The sequence below is a fragment of the Cupriavidus sp. KB_39 genome, from assembly GCF_052114485.1.
Lineage (GTDB): Bacteria > Pseudomonadota > Gammaproteobacteria > Burkholderiales > Burkholderiaceae > Cupriavidus.
Genome location: NZ_JBFREV010000009.1, coordinates 38155 through 53606, shown reverse-complemented (window position 1 = coordinate 53606; position 15452 = coordinate 38155). Strand labels below are relative to the sequence as shown.

The window sequence follows — 15452 nt, the reverse complement described above, 5'->3', positions numbered from 1 at the left end:
CGCATGGCGGCCGGTTGTGGGCGAGTGCCAATCTGCCACGGGGAGCCGTTGTGCAGTTCATCGTGCCTGAGRAGCCCACTGATCATGGATGCCGAAGCGCAGTTGCCTTCGGCATCCATGATGAAGGGCTCTGTGTGGGACCTACGCGAAGTCAAGCACCTCTGCTACTGCGCGGCGCGGCTTTTGCGCCCAGTTTTCGGGCAGGGCTGACCCGACGGACAGCAGCATGACGGGCACTTCGTCTTCGGCCAGCCCGAACTCACTTGCTACCGCCTCGGCGTCGAAACCGATCATCGGCGACGAACCCAGGCCCAGCGCATGCGCAGCATAGATCAACGCCGTCGCGCCGATGGCACCGGTGCGTACCGCCTCGTCGCGCTGGAGCTGCGGATGCTCGAAGTACAGGCCGCGCGCAGCATCTTCGAACCCCGTGGCGACCTTCGCCGGCATGATGCCCGCCTCCACGGCTGGCGCCAGGCGCTTCGGCAACACCCGATGGTCGGCCAACTGTCCGCAGATGATGAAGGTAACGGAGGCATCGGTGATCTTGGGCTGGTCCCAGGCAACGRCCCGCAGGCGCGCCTTGGCTTCAGGCGTGCGCACTGCGATGAAGCGCCAGTTCTGCAAGTTGAAGGATGTCGGCGCAGTGGTGGCGACTCTTACCAACTCGCGGATCTGATCGTCGCCCACGGTAAAGGCAGGGTCGTACAGACTGATGGTACGACGGCTCACAAGGGATTCGATGATAGCGTTGGCCATGGTGATTCCTATGGTCGAAGGACTGGGTTGAGAGGCAYGGGTGGTGATCTGTTGCGATCGTAGTAACACGGCGCAGAACAAATCTTATGGAATCCGCCGGCCTGCCGGTAGATCCGGGAAGGCGCTCACAGCGTTGTCCTGCCGGCACCAATCCTCCCGTTGCTCCGGGTAACGATGCAATGAGATATTGCCGTTTGCAGCTGCCGTTTCCCCCAGGCAAAGTGAAAATGCCGCAACACCGCTCCGACGAGGAGACAGTGCTGCGGCATTCTTTCTTGCGCAGCCGAACCCGGGAAGATCAGTCTGCCTGGTACTTCGGCGAGCGCGGGCCGTACAGGATGCCACCCGGCATGCCGGCCGACAAAAGACGCACACTGGCCGTGCCGGCCACCGGATAGCTGGCGTCGGTCAGATGATTGACCGCCTGGTTGATGGCGGCGGTGATCAGCATGCCGATTAGGCCGCCGCCGCTGTTGCCACTGTCGTTAGCTGCCACTGCCGTGCCGCTCCACAACACGTCGCCGGTCTTCAGGTCTACCAGCTTCGCATTCGCGGCCACGCGGGTCACGCTGCTCAGTACCTGGTAACGCGAGCCGTAGTCCGTCACGGTCACGTACAGCGCGGCATCCGCACCGAAGATTTCGCGCAGCTTGGGCACGGGTGCCGTGTGGATGTCACCAGGCACGGTCAGGCCATTCTGCCGGAACGTTTCGTCGACCAGCGCCACCGGCAGCACGTAGTAACCCGACTCAGCCAGCGGATASGTGGCTTGCGACAGCATGGCGTACGTGGCCTTGATGTCAGGCGACTCGTTCAGCGGCGGCAGCACCACGATCGAACGCGGGCGAGCGGCCTTGAACGCAGCGTAATCCACCTGTTTTCTGGGCACGGCACAGCCTGCGAACAACATCACGATGCCGAGCGTGGCGACGTAGGTCAGCATTCGACGCATCATTTGACGCTCCCTTCCGTGGCATCTGCCTTGGCGGGCGGCGTGGCGCCCACCGTCACATCCTTGCGCTCGTCAGTCTTCACATTGCGCATCAGAAAATCCATGTAAGGCGTGGACTCCGGGAACAGCGTCTTCTCTGTCTGGAATTCCTTGACCATCTGATCGCCCTTCCCGACATTCAGATACAGCATGCCAAGCTGGGCGTGATAGCCAGGTGGCACGCTTCCGCCTTTCGCCTTGATCTTTTCCAGGCCACTTTCCAGCGCGGTGATCTGCGCTTCCTTCGATTCGCCCTTGAAGTACGCGTAGACCTGGGATTGATACCCCTCCCATTGGTACATGGATTGTGGACCTGCACAACCGGCCAGCAGGCCGGCAGCCGACAAAAACGCCGCGTTGCGCAGCGTAACCCATGACTTCATTGTTGTTCTCGCTCTTGTTGGTATAGGCCTATGCGTTTACTGCGCCGGCTTCCATGCGCCGCTTTCGATCGCGCTGACCAGGTTGTTCACGGCTTCACGCATGGCCAGGTCCATCACCTTGCCATTGAGCGTGGAGTCATAGCTGGCCGTACCGCCAAACCCGATCACCTCGCGATTSGACAGCTTGAATTCGCCGGCGCCCTGCGTGGCGTAAACCACTTCMGAGGTGCTGATGTTGACGACGTTCAGGTTCACCTTGGCATAAGCGACCTGCTCGCGGCCGCGGCCGAGAATACCGAAAAGCTGCACGTCGCCCACTTCCTTGCGGCCAAATTCGGTGATATCGCCGGTCACCACGAAGTCGGCGCCCTTGAGCTTCTGCGCCTGATTCTTGATAGCGGCTTCGCGCTTGATCTCGTCGAGGTTCTCRCGCTCAAGCACACTGAAACGGTTGGTCTGCTGCAGGTGCGTCACCAGGCTGGTCTTGGCCTGGCCGCTCAGACGGTCGATGCCGTCGGAGAACACGCCGCGCATGTAGTTGGAACGGTTATCGAACTTGCCTACGGCAATGGGGGTGCGCACGCCGTTATAGGGGCGGCTCGCGCTTTCCACCTTTTGCACCGRCAGCGCGGTCGACGATTCAGTTGCGCATCCCGCCAGACCGATGGCGGCGGCAGCGGCGGCACCGAGCAGGCAGTAGTTCTTGAGACTCTTCAATTCATTTCTCCAGACAAGGAACAAAACGACACATCTATCACGCCGTGACCGAGTGTGGATTGATCCCATTCAACCCTCTACGGTATCGGCAGCCGCAAGTCTGGATTAAGGCAAAATCCGCGGGATCCCCTCTTCGGTAGGGAGACCAACGCACAGTTCCCAAGTCGTTCCGCGAACTTGCCTGCGAGTCATGAGTGAAGCGATAAAGATTCCACAGGGAATCACAAGGGAGAACCTTTGGCGCAAGCAACGCCCGGCTACGCCCCACCCAAAACAGGCTCGTAGGAAGCAGTCCGCGTCATCGCCAGTTGCCACGATGGGGGGGCCCCAATGCATTGGTTCAGGTGCGAGGTGAAGGCCCGAAGCTTGGCCGAGGCGCGGGGCTGGGCGCGTAGCAGGTAGATGCCGCCTTGCGCCTGCGGGCGGAGGCCATCCAGCAGCAATTCTTCCAGCCGCCCCGCGCCGATGTCCTCGCCGACCGACCAGTCCGGCATCAGGGCGATGCCCAGCCCCTGCAATACTGACAGCCGCCGCGCATCGCAATCGTCGCACTCGACTGCGAACAGCGCCTGCGCGGCGTGGGTGGGTTCCAGGAGTTCGCGCCAGCCGCGCATGCTTGTGCTGTGGCCCCGGTCGATCAGGCGGTGGTGCTGCAGCTCGTCGGCGTGCACCGGCCTGCCATGCGCGCGCAGGTAGTCCGGCGTGGCGCAGATCACGTATCGTTGGCTGGCCACGCGCTGGGCGATCAGGTTGCTGTCAGCCTGTTGCCCGACGCGCACCACAACGTCGAATCGTTCGAGCACCGGATCGACCACGCGCTCGGTCAGCTCCAGCTCCACGGTCAGGTCCGGATACTGTGCGTAGAGGAAGCCGAGGTGCGGCACGACGTGCCGCCGCGCAAACGCCGGAAGGCACGCCACGCGCAGCCGGCCGCTAACGCCCTGCTCCAGCGCCGTCACCGCATCGCGCGTTTCGTTGAGTTCCTGGAGGATGCGCGCGGCCCGCTGGTAGAGGAGATCGCCCGCCTCCGTGCGGACCAGCGCCCGCGTGGAGCGCGTGAACAGCGCCACGCCCATTTCCCGCTCCAGCACATCGATCTGGCGCGATACCGACGACGCCACCTGCCCGCGCCGCCGCGCGACGGCCGAGAAGCTCCCTTCGCGCGCCACATCGACGAAGACGGCCAGGTTCTCAGCAAAGCGAATGAATTCCATTTGTGCGCTCCCCGCAAAGGCATTACGCGTCCGGCTTGACTTTCCACCGCAAACCGACAGGAATAGTATCAACATCCCAGACCAGAGAGGCAAGTCTTTGCGAAACGCGCAAAGCATGCAGCCTCCGTCATCCGGATTGTCGAAACCCTACTGGAAGGCACCGCAATGGAGACAACTTACCTCTCAGCCGCCCTGCGCTCGATGCGCGGGCGCCCCCGCCGCATGCTGGCCGCCGCGCTCCTCATGTGCGCAACCGGGCACGTCATGGCCGACGACTGGCCGGCCAAGACGGTCACGATCATCGTGCCCTATGCGGCGGGCGGCACCGTCGACAAGGTCGCACGGCAGGTGCAGGATGGCCTGCACACCCGCCTGGCGCAAACCGTCGTGGTAGATAACCGCGCGGGCGCCGGCGGCACCATCGGCACCGGCCAGATTGCCCGGAGCCCTGCGGATGGCTACACGCTCGGCATGGTGTTCGATTCTTTCGCCACCGAATCCCACATCTATCCGAAACTGCCCTATGTCGCGAAGCGTGACCTGACGGGCGTGTCGTATATGGTCCGCTCCCCGATGGTGCTCGTGGTGCCGGCCAGTTCGCCCTACCAGACCCTTCAGGATTACGTCAACGCCACGCGTACGCCGAAGAAGGTCTCGTACGCGTCGGTGGGCGCCGGGAGTTCGAACCAACTTGTGGCGGAAGCGTTCTTCGAAGCCGCCGGCACCAGCGGCATTCACACCCCCTACAAGGGTGGCGGGCCCGCGATCAACGACCTGCTGGGCGCCCACGTGGACTCGATGATCGCCAGCCTGCCGCTGATCCTGCCTTACGTGCAGGCCGGCAAGCTGCGCGCGCTGGCGGTAACCTCTCCGCAGCGCGACGCCCGTCTGCCCGAGGTGCCCGCCGTAGCGGAACGCTACAAGGGCTTCGAAGCCTACTCGTGGGTGGCGATGATCGCGCCGGCCAAGACTCCGCCCGCCGTGCTGGAGAAACTGTCCGCGGCGGTGACCGCCACGCTGCGCGACCCGGCCATCGCCAAGCAGTTGAGCGCCGGCGGCTTCGAGATCGTGGCCGGCAATGCCGCCCAGACCAACAAGCTGATCCAGGACGAGTCCGCGCGCTGGGGTCGCCTGATCAAGGCCCGCAACATCACACTCGAATAGATGCCGCCGTCATGAATCCTTTCGTCTATCAGTCCCGCCCGCAGCGCGTGGTCTTCGGCGCGGGCTCGCTGGCCCGACTGCCTGAGGAAGCCGATGCGCTCGGCGTCAAGCGCGTGCTCGTGCTCTGCACGCCCGGGCAACGGGCACTCGCGGAGCGGGCCAGCGCGTTGCTGGGTGACCGCAGCGCGGGCATCTTCGATGGCGCCGTCATGCACGTGCCCGTGGAACAAGCCCGCAAGGCGCRCACCGTGGCGGCGGAGTGTGGCGCCGACTGCGCGCTGGCCATCGGCGGAGGATCGACGATCGGCCTCGGGAAGGCGATTGCGCTGGAGTCCGCRCTGCCGGTCATCGCTGTGCCCACCACCTACGCCGGCTCGGARGCSACGCCGATCTACGGCCTGACCGACGCCGGCCTGAAGCGCACCGGACGCGATGCCCGTGTCCTGCCGCGCACGGTCATCTACGATCCGGAGTTGTCACTGCGCCTGCCGCGCATGGTCAGCGTGACCAGCGGCATCAATGCCATCGCCCATGCAGCCGAAGGCCTCTATGCTGGCGATCGCAATCCGGTCAGCGACTGGATGTCGCGCGAAGGTATCGCGGCGCTGGGTCGTGCGCTGCCAGTCATTGCGCGGGAAGGTGGTGAGGACGGTGCGGAAAGGCTCGCCGCACGTGGCGATGCGCTCTATGGGGCGTGGCTGTGCGGGGCCGTGCTTGGCAGCGTCACGGCAGGGTTGCACCACAAGCTGTGTCATACGCTGGGCGGCACCTTCAACCTGCCGCATGCAGAAGTCCATACGATTGTGCTGCCGCATGCGCTGGCCTACAACGCCCCTGCCGCGCCGGCCGCCATGGAGGCCATCGCTCGTGCGCTGGGCGCCACCGATGGCAACGCGCCGGCGGCGGTCTTCGACCTCGCCGCCTCGCTCGGCGCCCCTACCGCGCTGCGCGATATCGGGTTGAAGGAAGAGGATCTGGAGCGGGCATGCGAACTGGCCCTGCAGAATCAGTACCCGAATCCGCGACCATTGGAAGCGTCTGGCATCCGTACCCTCCTGCGCGACGCCTTCCTGGGCAGTCGTCCGACGCTTCCCCAGGGAAGCTGAACGATTAACCCTGTGCTGGCGGCGCAGCTGTCGAGCCGCGTACCACCAGTTCCGGCCGCAATTCGATGACGACGGTGGCAGTCTGTGGCTTGTCGATCCGGCGCAGCAGCAGTTCGGCCGCCTGTTCGCCCATGTCATGGACCGGGATGCGGATGGTTGTCAGCGGCGGCGTCAGTGCATCGACAAAAGGCATGTCGTTGTGGCCGACCACCGAGACGTTCTCCGGACAGCGCAAGCCGCGCTCGCGCAGAAAGTCGTAGCAACCCATGGCCACGAGGTCATTGCCGGCGGCAATGGCGGTCAGGTCGGGCAGCGATTCGAACAACTGGTCACAGGCCCTGCGGCCGGCCTCCCGGGTATAGCTCTCCGCCTCGACGACGGCATACGCGCCGCGCCGCAACCGATGGCGTTTGACCGCCTGCATGAAGCCTTCCCGGCGCAACTGTCCCGTGGAGGTACTCGCGGGACCGGCAATGTGACCGATGCTGCGGTGACCGAGCGATACCAGATGATCGACCGTCAGCGCCATCGCCAGCTGGCTGTCGCTGACCACGCAGGACGCCCGGCCGGTATGCTCGCCGCGATTCACCATGACCACCGGAATGCCGAGCTGGAAGCAGTAGTCGAGCAAGGGATCGTCGCGTTCCGCCGTGGCCAGCACCAGCCCTTCCACCTGCCTGGCCAGCAACTGATCGATCACGAAACGCTGCCTGAGGCGCTCCACGCCGGCATTGACGACGATCGGCACATAGCCGTGCCGGCCAAGAACGGCCTCGATCCCCGCCAGGATGGGCGGGAACACCGGATTCGCGATGTCCGGCAGCACCACGCCGATCAGCCCCGAGCGTTGCGTGCGCAACCCCGCCGCGATGCGGTTCGGGCGGAACCCGCGCAATTCGGCCAGCTTCAGGATCCGTGTGGCCACTTCTTCGGCCACCAGATGGCGCGTGGCGGGATTCATCACGCGAGACACCGTCGAATAGTGGACATCGACCTCGGCGGCGAGGTCCTTGATGGTCACGCGTTTGCGCTCGGACATGGGCAGGCAGACGCCACGTTGGCTGTTGGAATGCGCCATTCTAGCGCCTGCCGCCCCGGCGCCGCTTATTCCCCTGCCCGCACGCCGGACTGTTTCACCACAGGCGCCAGCTTGCCAATTTCGGCCTGGATATAGCTGGAAAACTCCTGCGGCGTGCTGGCGCGCGCCTCGGCCCCCTGGGCCGCCAGCCGCTCGCGCACATCGGGAGACGCCAGCGCCTTGCCGATCTCGGCATTCACCGCCTGAATCACCTCCTTCGGCGTGCCGGCCGGCGCCAGGACGCCGAACCACGAATCGAACGCATAGCCGGGCAGCCCCGCCTCCGCCACGGTCGGCACATCGGGCAACGCGCCTGCGCGTGCTGGCGTGGTCACCGCCAGCGCACGCAACTTGCCTTGCTTGACAAACGGCAGGGCCGATACAGTCGGCGCGAACATCATGTCGCCGCGCCCCGCCATCACGTCGGTCAGGGCTTCGCCGGTACCCTTGAACGGAATGTGCACGATGTCGATGCCCGCCCGCATTTTGAACATCTCACCACTCAGGTGCGTAGAACTGCCCGAACCGGCGGAATCGAAGTTCAGGGTGCCCGGCTTGGCCTTCGCGGCAGCCACGATATCGCGCATCGACTTGTACGGACTGGCGGCGTTGACCACCAGCACGTTGGGCACCGAGGCGACCAGCGACACCGGCGCGAAGTCCTTGAGCGTGTCGTAGCCCAACTTCGGATAGAGCGTGGCGTTGATGGCATGGCCCACGGAGACCAGGATCAGCGTGTAGCCATCGGGCGGCGACTTGGCAACCGTGGTGGCGCCCAGCGTGCCGCCGGCGCCGGGCCGGTTGTCCACCATCACCTGCCATTGGCCGCCCTCCCCAATCTTTGCGCCGATAATGCGCGCCAGGATATCGGTGGCACTGCCCGCCGAGAACGGCACGATCAGCCGGATCGGCTTGACGGGATACTGGGGTTGCGCGATGACGGTGTACGGCAGCCCAAGCGCCGCGATCAGTCCAAGGGCCGCAATGGGGCGGAAAAACTGTCGTCTCATGGTTGTCTCCTCACGATGCAATGGCGTGCGCGGATGTCAGAAAAAGTGCCGCATGCCGAGCGCAAAGGTCTGCGGATCGGCACCGGCGCTGACACCGAGCTCGTTGATGGCGAAGTCGTAGATCGCGTTTTTCTTGTTATTGATGCGGCTGTAGTACGCGTAGAGTGCGGTGCGCTTCGATAGCGGATAGTCGTAGCCCACCGTGAACTGCATGGCATTGGTTTCCGAACCGCTGCGGAAGAATCCGATCGTGTCCGTGGACGATCCCGTGCCGTTGGCGGCATAGGCCACCCCCACCCGCACGCTGCCGGTCCCAAGCTTCTGCACCAGCGATGCGTAGTACCCGTTGCGCTGCAGGTCGCCCGTATCGGTGCGGTAGTGCAGGTGCTCATAGAGCGCGGCCAGGCGCGTGCCCGGGAACAGCTGGTAGGCCAGCGCGACCTTCAGCGCATCGTCATTGCGCCCGGCCGCCTGGTAGTGCGAGTGAACTTCGTAGGCGACGGTCGCCCCCAGCGGGCCGCGCTCGTAGACCAGTGCGGCGGAGTACAGCGCCGGATTGCGCGGCACCGTCGTCTTCTCTTCCGGCAATCCCCAGCCGAGCCAGAGGCTGGCACCCCCCAGCTGCGGCGAGCGGTACTGGATGATGTTCTTCTGGCGCCGGTCGAACGAACTCGTGTCCTGGACGTTGTCGGAGCTGGAGGTCGAGCCATTGCCGATCAGCGCCATATAGCCGGCCGTGGTCGGGTAGTACGGATCGTAGCCAGCGGTCGACTCTGTATAGGGCGTCTGCCAGTGGCCCATGAACAGCAGCCCGTAGTCGCCCTGCAGGCCCACGCGCGTATTGCGGCCTGCGATCTGGCCCTGCCCGGTGTCCAGCGAGACGTTGCTCTCGATCTGCCACACGGCCTGGAGCGAGCCGCCCAGGTGCTCCACGCCCCGAAAGCCGAATACCGACCGGTTGTTGGTCTGCCGCACCGTACTGCCCAGCTTTGTCCCGTCCGTCGCCGTGCTGGCCCGCGAGTACTCGATGGCCGTGTTGAGCCGCCCGTATATCGTCACGCTGTCTTCCGCCATCGCTTCCCGGGCGATGACGGTGGACATCAGGGCCAGCGGAATCACATGACGTCGCCTGAAAACTCTCTGCATCTGGGTCTCCTCGTGTTGTTATGAAGTGGATGATTGCAAACGTTTGCAGAAGCGCAACAAAAAATCAGGGCCTGGCGGTGGCCGTGGCCGGATACGGCATGGCCAGCAACAGCATCGCGGGCCGGTTAGACGGATTGCTCACCTCGCGGGCCTCCCCAGGCGCCAGCCGGACCGAATCGAACTGCCCCAGCGTCACAGTCTCCTCCGGCGTGCGGATGCAGACCTCGCCTTCCAGCACGACGTAGTGCTTCTCCATCGGCGAGGCGTCGAGCGACGTATGGCCGCCCGGCAGGATGATCGACACGCCCATCCACAGCGCATCGGAAGGCCCCGCCTCGTGGCCTTGCAGCCGCAGACAGTGCATACCTTGATGATTGGCCGGATGGTAGGCCGGCGCCTGGGCGAAGCGGGTCGTATTCATGGCGTCAGCACCACGCGTTCGGTGGCGCCTTGCAGCACGGCGCGATAGGCGTCCCGTGCGTTGGACAGCGCGTACGTGTAGTCGGGCAGCACCGGGAACGGCTTCAGCGCGCCGGCGGCGAACATCGGCGCCAGCGCATCGAGGATCTTCGCGCAGGCTTCGCTATCCAGGGCCAGCGTATCCACGCCCACAAAGGTGTGCTGGCCACGATAGAACGCGAAGATGTCGAACGGCACCGGCTTTTCAATCGTCGAGATGAAGACCTGCGTGGCGCCAATCGCCATGGCCAGGTTCGCCTGCTCGAAATAGGGGCTGCCCACCGTGTTGTAGACGATGTCCGCGCCATGCCCGTCGGTTTCCTCACGCACGACGGCTGAGATGGTTTCCCGGCTGGCATCGATCATGCGCACCGTTCCGCTCGTGTGGCCACGGTACGGCTCGGCGCCGCGCTCGACAGCGAACACGCGTGCGCCCAGCGCGGTCGCGATCTGGATCGTGGCCTGGCCGACCTTGCCGTTGCCGCCGCAAACGAGCACCGTGCTGCCGGCGCCAGGCATCCCTGCGCGGCGCAGGCCCTCATACGCGGTGATGAACGGTACACCGACGGCACCGGCTTCCAGCAACGACAGCGTCGCCGGCTTCTCGCGCACGGCGTTCACGCCGATGCGCAAGTACTTGCCATGCGTGCCGTCGCGACGGATGCCAAGCTCGCCGCCACTGCCCCAGACCTGCCGGCCAATCCATTCCGAAGGGCCGTCGATCACAACGCCCGCGTAGTCCCGGCCCGGCGTGCGCGGCCATACGGCATGCGGCATCATCCCGAGCGTGGCCTTCACGTCGCTGGGATTCACCCCGGCGCTGGCGACTTCGATGATGCACTGGCCCGGGCCAGCCTCGGGGCGCGGCAGGCCGGTCAATGCGAGTTCGAGCGTGTCGATGCTGGGGGCTTTCTGATGAACCTGGATGGTATTCATGGTGATATCGAATGCTGTGTGCGGTGAATGGTGATGTCAGGCGTCGCGCAGGCCCAGCACGGTGCGGGCCTCTGATGAAGAAGCGATTTCTCCTCCAAGTGACTTGACGATGTCGCGCGCCTTGGCCACCAGCGCGGCATTGTTCGGGGCGAGTACGCCCTTCTCCAGATAGATGTTGTCCTCAAGCCCCACCCGTACATGGCCGCCCGCGAGCCAGGCCTGCGCGACGATCGGGAACTCGGCACGGCCAATGCCGAACGCAGACCAGTGCGCGCCCTGCGGCAGCATATTGCGGGCGTAGAAGATGGTTTCCGGGGTCGGGGCGAAACCGTACTTCACGCCCAGCACGAAGGTCCAGAGGCCGGGGCCGTCCAGCACGCCCTCGCGGATGAAATCGAGCGCCATGTTCAGATCGCCGGAATCGAAGATCTCCAGCTCCGGCATCACGCCGGCGCTGCGGATCACGCCGGCCATCTTGCGCACGTTGGCCGGCGTATTCATGACAACGTCGCCGCCCGAGTTCATCGTGTTCAGGTCGAGGGAACAGACATCCGGGCGCAGCGCCGCGATGTGTTCCACCCGCTTGAGCGGATGCAGCAGCGTCGTGCCGGGGGCCGCCACGCGTGGCTCGTTCTCATCGGGCACGAAACGGCCACCGGGCCCTGTGGTGAGGTTGATGATCAGGCTCCGGTGCTTCGCGCGAATCCTGTCGATGACATCGGCGTAGTAGTCGAGCGACATCGACGGTCGGCCGGTTTCCGGATCCCGCACATGGATATGGGCGGCGGCGGCGCCCGCTTCCGCCGCTTCGAGCGCGGCATCGGCTATCTGGGCGGGCGTGACGGGAAGCCCCGGATGCTGTTCGGGCGTGACGATGTTGCCGGTCACAGCGCAGGTGATGATCGTCTTGCGTGCGTGCATGGGTCAGTTGGGAAATAGATGGGAGAAAGGAGATCAGCCGAGCTGGCGCCCACCGTCGACGACGATCGTGGTGCCTGTAGCGAAACGCAGCGAGGTAGCGCAAGCGACGATCGCGTCCGCCACGTCCTGCGCCTGGCCGATACGGCGCAGCGGCGTGGTGCTTGCCGCGCGGTCATTGAAGCTGCTGTCGCGGCCCGGCACGAAGCCCGTGTCGACGACGCCCGGGGAAACGTTGAGCACGCGGATGGCCGGAGCCAACGCGCGACCGAGCGACATCGCCATGACATCCAGTCCGGCCTTTACGGCGCAGTACGCCACGTTGCTGCCTTGTCCGGTGCGCCCCGCGATCGATCCCACGTTGACGATCAGGCCGTCGCCATTAGCGCGCAGCAGCGGCGCGAACGCCCGAATCGCCGCGAACTGGCCGCGCCAGTTGATGGCGAACATCTCGTCGATCAGGGCATCGTCAAGGGCGTCGAGATCCCCATGCGGAATCGCACGCGTGAAGCCTGACGTATTCACGAGAATGTCTGCGCGGCCGTAGTGGTGATGCACATCCTCGGCAAGCTGACGCAGCGTGGCGCTGTCACCGACTTCCGCGCGTGCCGCCAAATGGTTGCCCGCAGGCAACGCCTTCACGGCGCTTGCCGTGCGGTCCATGTCGCGCCCGGTCAGCACGACACTGGCACCGATATCGGCCAGCGCCCTGCCCGCCGCGAATCCGATGCCGCCGGTGCCGCCGATAATCACGGCAACCTTGCCGGAGAGAGATGAAGTCTTCATGGTTTGGTTGTGAGTTGGGGGAGGATTGGGTCGTCAGTCGATCGGTGGTTTCGGGAACGTTTGCTCGCCGGGTTCGAGCGCGAAATCGAACGCCATCGTGTAGAACGGCGCCGGCAGGTCGCCCCAAGGGCTGCGGCCGGCTTCGACCAGCCGGAACGCGCCCACGAGCTGGCGATGCACGCCGAACGTGACATCGGTTTCGAGGATGTCGGAATCGTCGGCAAACACCTGCGTCACCAGGGTGCGATAGCCCGGTGAGGCTACGATGAAATGAATATGCGCGGGACGGTAGGGATGCCGGTGCTGCGCGGCCAGCAGCTTGCCCACAGGACCATCGGTCGGCACCGGATAGCCCGCAGGCCGCACCGTGCGGAAGTGGTAGCCACCGTCGGCATCGGTGTGGAACAGGCCGCGCAGGTTGCGATCGGGTTGCGTCGGGTCCTGGTTGTCGTAGAGGCCAACCGGCGACGCTTGCCAGACCTCCACGATCGCGCCCGGTAACGGCGAGCCATCCGTGGCGCGAACCGTGCCGCTGACAAACAGCGGCAAGCCCGGTGCATCATCCTGGACCACGCAGTCGCCGCATGCGTAGTGCGGCGCGTGAGCGCGATAGAACGGGCCCAGCAACGCGCCGGGCGTGCGCCCTTCCGTCGTGCCGTTGTTCATCGTGGTGACCAGCGTGGACAGGCCAAGCACATCGGCCGCGAGCACAACTTCGTTGTTCGTGGCGTGTGTGGCGTGCCCAAGCGCGGCGATGAATTCGAGCCCGAACTCGAACTCCGCGTCGGTCGGCCGGACTTCGCGCAGGAAGTCGTGCAGGTGCTTCACCAGCGCTGCCATCACCGTCCGCAGGCGGGGGTCTTCCGTCTGGGCCATGGCCTGCCTGACCACTTCCGTGACCGACGATTCATTATCGATCAGGCGCAACGCGCCGACGGGCTTCTGGGCTGGGGTGGACTGTGGGGTTTCCATGCCGTCTTCTCCTTTATGCAAACGTTTGCATTATGGGCGGTTTCAGGCGAATGGCAAGCCGCGGATGGGCGAACAGGAGTTAGCCAAAAATCACTTATTGGACGAAAAACGAGGCGAATCAAGAGGATAGAGGGTCGATCCGTGGTAACCCTAGGGCTCCTCCGGCGGTGGCTGGTGCGCCGCCGTCAGAAGCGATAGCCGAGCCCCGCGAGGAACATATCCGTATCCCGGCTGTAYCCCGTCAGGGTTCGGTTCCATGACAGCCGTGCCAGCCAGTGATCGCCGAGCCGGTAGCTTGTCGACAGCGTAAACAGGCCAGACCAATGGGACGGTGAGGGGTCCGCGCCGGGGCCGCTGACACGGAGGCTGGTAGCGTAATAAGGACCGGCACCGAAACCGAGCGTCAGCCGGTCTCCCAGGAAGGCCCCGGATACCCAGGCCTGCGTCGCCACGCCGCGGCGCCGGACYGACCTGGCGCTTCCTTCGTCGAGGTAGCTGACCGTCCCTTCCACGTAGCGCCAAAGCTGGTGCCGATATTCAAGCGCGCCGCCAAAGACCATGTCCGACTCGAAATCATTGACGACGAYGCCACCCAGCATGACGGTCAGTTCGTTGGGCGTGGCGTCTTTGCCCCGGTGAGCCGAWCCCACGACCGGCCCTGGCAGGTTGTCGCGGTCGAGTTGATAGCCCACGCCCAGCAGAACCGTGTTGGAATTGAAGCCCGACGCCTGCCACGTCCGGTTGAAGCGTACCTGCAACATCCAGGGGCCACCGACGTACCAGCTGGCCGCCGCGCTGGCCAACACCCCGACGCCGTGCTTGTTTTCGTAGCTGCCATCGGGCTGGTGGCTGGTGGTGTCGAAATAGAGATAAGGGCCGGCGCCCAGCGAGAGCGCCAGCCGCCTGTCCAGCGCCAGGTAACGCCACCAGAGTTGGGCGCTGTGCCCGTCGCGATGATGGCCGGTGATATGGCCCTCGTTCAGGTAGGTATAGCTGGCGTACCAGTGCTCCGTCAGGTTTTGCTGATAGACGTAGGCATAGGCGTAGCTACGGTCGTCCTCAGTCTGGATCGGCGGGTTGGTATAGAAGCCGCCGAGCAGCAGCACCTCCTGCCCATATGCGGCAATGGATGCCAGCGCCAGTAGTCCGGCGGCGAGGAGCGTCAACCAATGACAACGGGCGCGGGGCATCGATCTCCGCCTTGAGCAGGGGTGAACTCGAATTATCTTAGCAACGGAAAATGAAAACCCCCAAGGCAAGCAGCAGACGCGCCGTGCAGATCCGCCCCGAGGACACCYTGGTCGCATGTTTGGTTTGGGGCACATGCCAATGACGGTCAACGTCTTTTCGGCGGCTTCTGCCGCCTCCGCCAGCCACCTGACAGGACACCGTGCTGAGGCATAATCGCCTGCACCGCATGCGCACCGCACCGCGATGCCGGCATCTGGCACGGCTACCCAAACAGGCAGCGTCTACACTTGGTGTGGTAAAAACGCATGTATCAACATCATCCATGACGGACTCTGACGCTGGCACTGGAAATCCTGAACCGGCGTCAGGTGAGGATTCCGGGCGTCCTCCGCTGGCGGTCCAGGCCATCGAGCGCATCGCACTTCGCAGTGGCATACCAAGGGAAATTGTCCGACAGGAGTTCTGGAGTGCATGGGACGCATTGCTGTCCGATGCGAAGTGCAAGGACTATGTTCTACTCTTCGCGGAGAAGAGAGTGCTGGAAGTCCTTCGGCGCAAATACGTACCGCAGTCGTCGCTCGATCGGCGGCCCGATTCGCCTGGCGCATAATCCCTGGCGCCA

General features: G+C 64.7%; 17 protein-coding genes. 3 read left to right on the top strand and 14 right to left on the bottom strand.

Annotation, left to right across the window (positions count from 1 at the left end):
• Positions 1–141: 141 nt before the first annotated feature.
• The 5 genes from AB4Z27_RS09335 to AB4Z27_RS09315 all read right to left on the bottom strand — a co-directional run bounded on the left by AB4Z27_RS09335 (position 142) and on the right by AB4Z27_RS09315 (position 4064).
• Positions 142–759 carry a nitroreductase family protein gene (locus tag AB4Z27_RS09335; protein WP_441644325.1) on the bottom strand — a complete coding sequence of 206 codons (618 nt, stop codon included), beginning with the start codon at positions 757–759 and terminating at the stop codon, positions 142–144.
• A gap of 298 nt (positions 760–1057) precedes the next feature.
• The gene (locus AB4Z27_RS09330; RefSeq protein WP_092299649.1) at positions 1058–1714 is read right to left on the bottom strand and encodes a DUF799 domain-containing protein; all 657 of its coding nucleotides are present in this window, start codon (positions 1712–1714) and stop codon (positions 1058–1060) included.
• Positions 1711–2133: a DUF4810 domain-containing protein gene (locus AB4Z27_RS09325; RefSeq protein ID WP_092299646.1), complete on the bottom strand. Its 423-nt coding sequence runs from the start codon at positions 2131–2133 to the stop codon at positions 1711–1713. Before AB4Z27_RS09325 ends, AB4Z27_RS09330 begins: the two co-directional genes overlap by 4 nt.
• Positions 2134–2169: 36 nt before the next feature.
• Positions 2170–2850: a CsgG/HfaB family protein gene (locus tag AB4Z27_RS09320; RefSeq protein ID WP_441644324.1), complete on the bottom strand. Its 681-nt coding sequence runs from the start codon at positions 2848–2850 to the stop codon at positions 2170–2172.
• Between the two features lie 257 nt (positions 2851–3107).
• Positions 3108–4064 (bottom strand): LysR family transcriptional regulator, encoded by a 957-nt coding sequence (locus tag AB4Z27_RS09315; RefSeq protein ID WP_441644323.1) that lies wholly within the window; start codon positions 4062–4064, stop codon positions 3108–3110.
• A 165-nt stretch (positions 4065–4229) separates the two neighbouring features.
• Here AB4Z27_RS09315 and AB4Z27_RS09310 point away from each other — a divergent pair, with 165 nt between their 5' ends.
• Positions 4230–5228 carry a tripartite tricarboxylate transporter substrate binding protein gene (locus AB4Z27_RS09310; RefSeq protein WP_092299637.1) on the top strand — a complete coding sequence of 333 codons (999 nt, stop codon included), beginning with the start codon at positions 4230–4232 and terminating at the stop codon, positions 5226–5228.
• Between the two features lie 11 nt (positions 5229–5239).
• The gene (locus AB4Z27_RS09305; protein WP_441644322.1) at positions 5240–6334 is read left to right on the top strand and encodes a maleylacetate reductase; all 1095 of its coding nucleotides are present in this window, start codon (positions 5240–5242) and stop codon (positions 6332–6334) included.
• A 4-nt stretch (positions 6335–6338) separates the two neighbouring features.
• Here AB4Z27_RS09305 and AB4Z27_RS09300 read toward each other — a convergent pair whose 3' ends face one another.
• From AB4Z27_RS09300 to AB4Z27_RS09260, 9 genes are all read right to left on the bottom strand, one after another.
• Positions 6339–7412 (bottom strand): LacI family DNA-binding transcriptional regulator, encoded by a 1074-nt coding sequence (locus tag AB4Z27_RS09300; protein WP_092299631.1) that lies wholly within the window; start codon positions 7410–7412, stop codon positions 6339–6341.
• Between the two features lie 26 nt (positions 7413–7438).
• Positions 7439–8422: a tripartite tricarboxylate transporter substrate binding protein gene (locus AB4Z27_RS09295; protein ID WP_441593481.1), complete on the bottom strand. Its 984-nt coding sequence runs from the start codon at positions 8420–8422 to the stop codon at positions 7439–7441.
• A gap of 36 nt (positions 8423–8458) precedes the next feature.
• Positions 8459–9523: a porin gene (locus AB4Z27_RS09290; protein WP_441593507.1), complete on the bottom strand. Its 1065-nt coding sequence runs from the start codon at positions 9521–9523 to the stop codon at positions 8459–8461.
• Positions 9524–9632: 109 nt separating this feature from the next.
• Positions 9633–9989: a cupin domain-containing protein gene (locus tag AB4Z27_RS09285; RefSeq protein WP_092299623.1), complete on the bottom strand. Its 357-nt coding sequence runs from the start codon at positions 9987–9989 to the stop codon at positions 9633–9635.
• Complete coding sequence (locus tag AB4Z27_RS09280) at positions 9986–10963, bottom strand: quinone oxidoreductase family protein (RefSeq protein WP_441644321.1); 978 nt, start codon at positions 10961–10963, stop codon at positions 9986–9988. Before AB4Z27_RS09280 ends, AB4Z27_RS09285 begins: the two co-directional genes overlap by 4 nt.
• 36 nt (positions 10964–10999) lie before the next feature.
• A complete protein-coding gene (locus AB4Z27_RS09275; protein ID WP_092299616.1) occupies positions 11000–11884 on the bottom strand; it encodes a 3-keto-5-aminohexanoate cleavage protein in 885 nt (294 codons plus the stop codon).
• A gap of 33 nt (positions 11885–11917) precedes the next feature.
• Positions 11918–12667: an SDR family NAD(P)-dependent oxidoreductase gene (locus AB4Z27_RS09270; RefSeq protein ID WP_092299612.1), complete on the bottom strand. Its 750-nt coding sequence runs from the start codon at positions 12665–12667 to the stop codon at positions 11918–11920.
• 33 nt (positions 12668–12700) lie between these two features.
• Positions 12701–13639, bottom strand: coding sequence for an intradiol ring-cleavage dioxygenase (locus tag AB4Z27_RS09265; RefSeq protein ID WP_092299609.1), 939 nt, complete (start codon positions 13637–13639; stop codon positions 12701–12703).
• Positions 13640–13824: 185 nt separating this feature from the next.
• Positions 13825–14829, bottom strand: a complete 1005-nt coding sequence (locus AB4Z27_RS09260) for a hypothetical protein (protein WP_441644320.1) — start codon at positions 14827–14829, stop codon at positions 13825–13827.
• A gap of 227 nt (positions 14830–15056) precedes the next feature.
• On the opposite strand from AB4Z27_RS09260, the gene AB4Z27_RS09255 reads away from it, so the two are divergent.
• Positions 15057–15440 carry a DUF3562 domain-containing protein gene (locus tag AB4Z27_RS09255; protein WP_441644319.1) on the top strand — a complete coding sequence of 128 codons (384 nt, stop codon included), beginning with the start codon at positions 15057–15059 and terminating at the stop codon, positions 15438–15440.
• Positions 15441–15452 lie beyond the last annotated feature (12 nt).

Bases quoted from the DNA above. Each gene is read 5' to 3' on its own strand.
- AB4Z27_RS09325 (WP_092299646.1), bottom strand. From the start codon at position 2,133: ATGAAGTCATGGGTTACGCTGCGCAACGCGGCGTTTTTGTCGGCTGCC.
- AB4Z27_RS09315 (WP_441644323.1), bottom strand. From the start codon at position 4,064: ATGGAATTCATTCGCTTTGCTGAGAACCTGGCCGTCTTCGTCGATGTG.
- AB4Z27_RS09310 (WP_092299637.1), top strand. From the start codon at position 4,230: ATGGAGACAACTTACCTCTCAGCCGCCCTGCGCTCGATGCGCGGGCGC.
- AB4Z27_RS09300 (WP_092299631.1), bottom strand. From the start codon at position 7,412: ATGGCGCATTCCAACAGCCAACGTGGCGTCTGCCTGCCCATGTCCGAG.
- AB4Z27_RS09295 (WP_441593481.1), bottom strand. From the start codon at position 8,422: ATGAGACGACAGTTTTTCCGCCCCATTGCGGCCCTTGGACTGATCGCG.
- AB4Z27_RS09290 (WP_441593507.1), bottom strand. From the start codon at position 9,523: ATGTCCACCGTCATCGCCCGGGAAGCGATGGCGGAAGACAGCGTGACG.
- AB4Z27_RS09285 (WP_092299623.1), bottom strand. From the start codon at position 9,989: ATGAATACGACCCGCTTCGCCCAGGCGCCGGCCTACCATCCGGCCAAT.
- AB4Z27_RS09280 (WP_441644321.1), bottom strand. From the start codon at position 10,963: ATGAATACCATCCAGGTTCATCAGAAAGCCCCCAGCATCGACACGCTC.
- AB4Z27_RS09275 (WP_092299616.1), bottom strand. From the start codon at position 11,884: ATGCACGCACGCAAGACGATCATCACCTGCGCTGTGACCGGCAACATC.
- AB4Z27_RS09270 (WP_092299612.1), bottom strand. From the start codon at position 12,667: ATGAAGACTTCATCTCTCTCCGGCAAGGTTGCCGTGATTATCGGCGGC.
- AB4Z27_RS09265 (WP_092299609.1), bottom strand. From the start codon at position 13,639: ATGGAAACCCCACAGTCCACCCCAGCCCAGAAGCCCGTCGGCGCGTTG.
- AB4Z27_RS09255 (WP_441644319.1), top strand. From the start codon at position 15,057: ATGCGCACCGCACCGCGATGCCGGCATCTGGCACGGCTACCCAAACAG.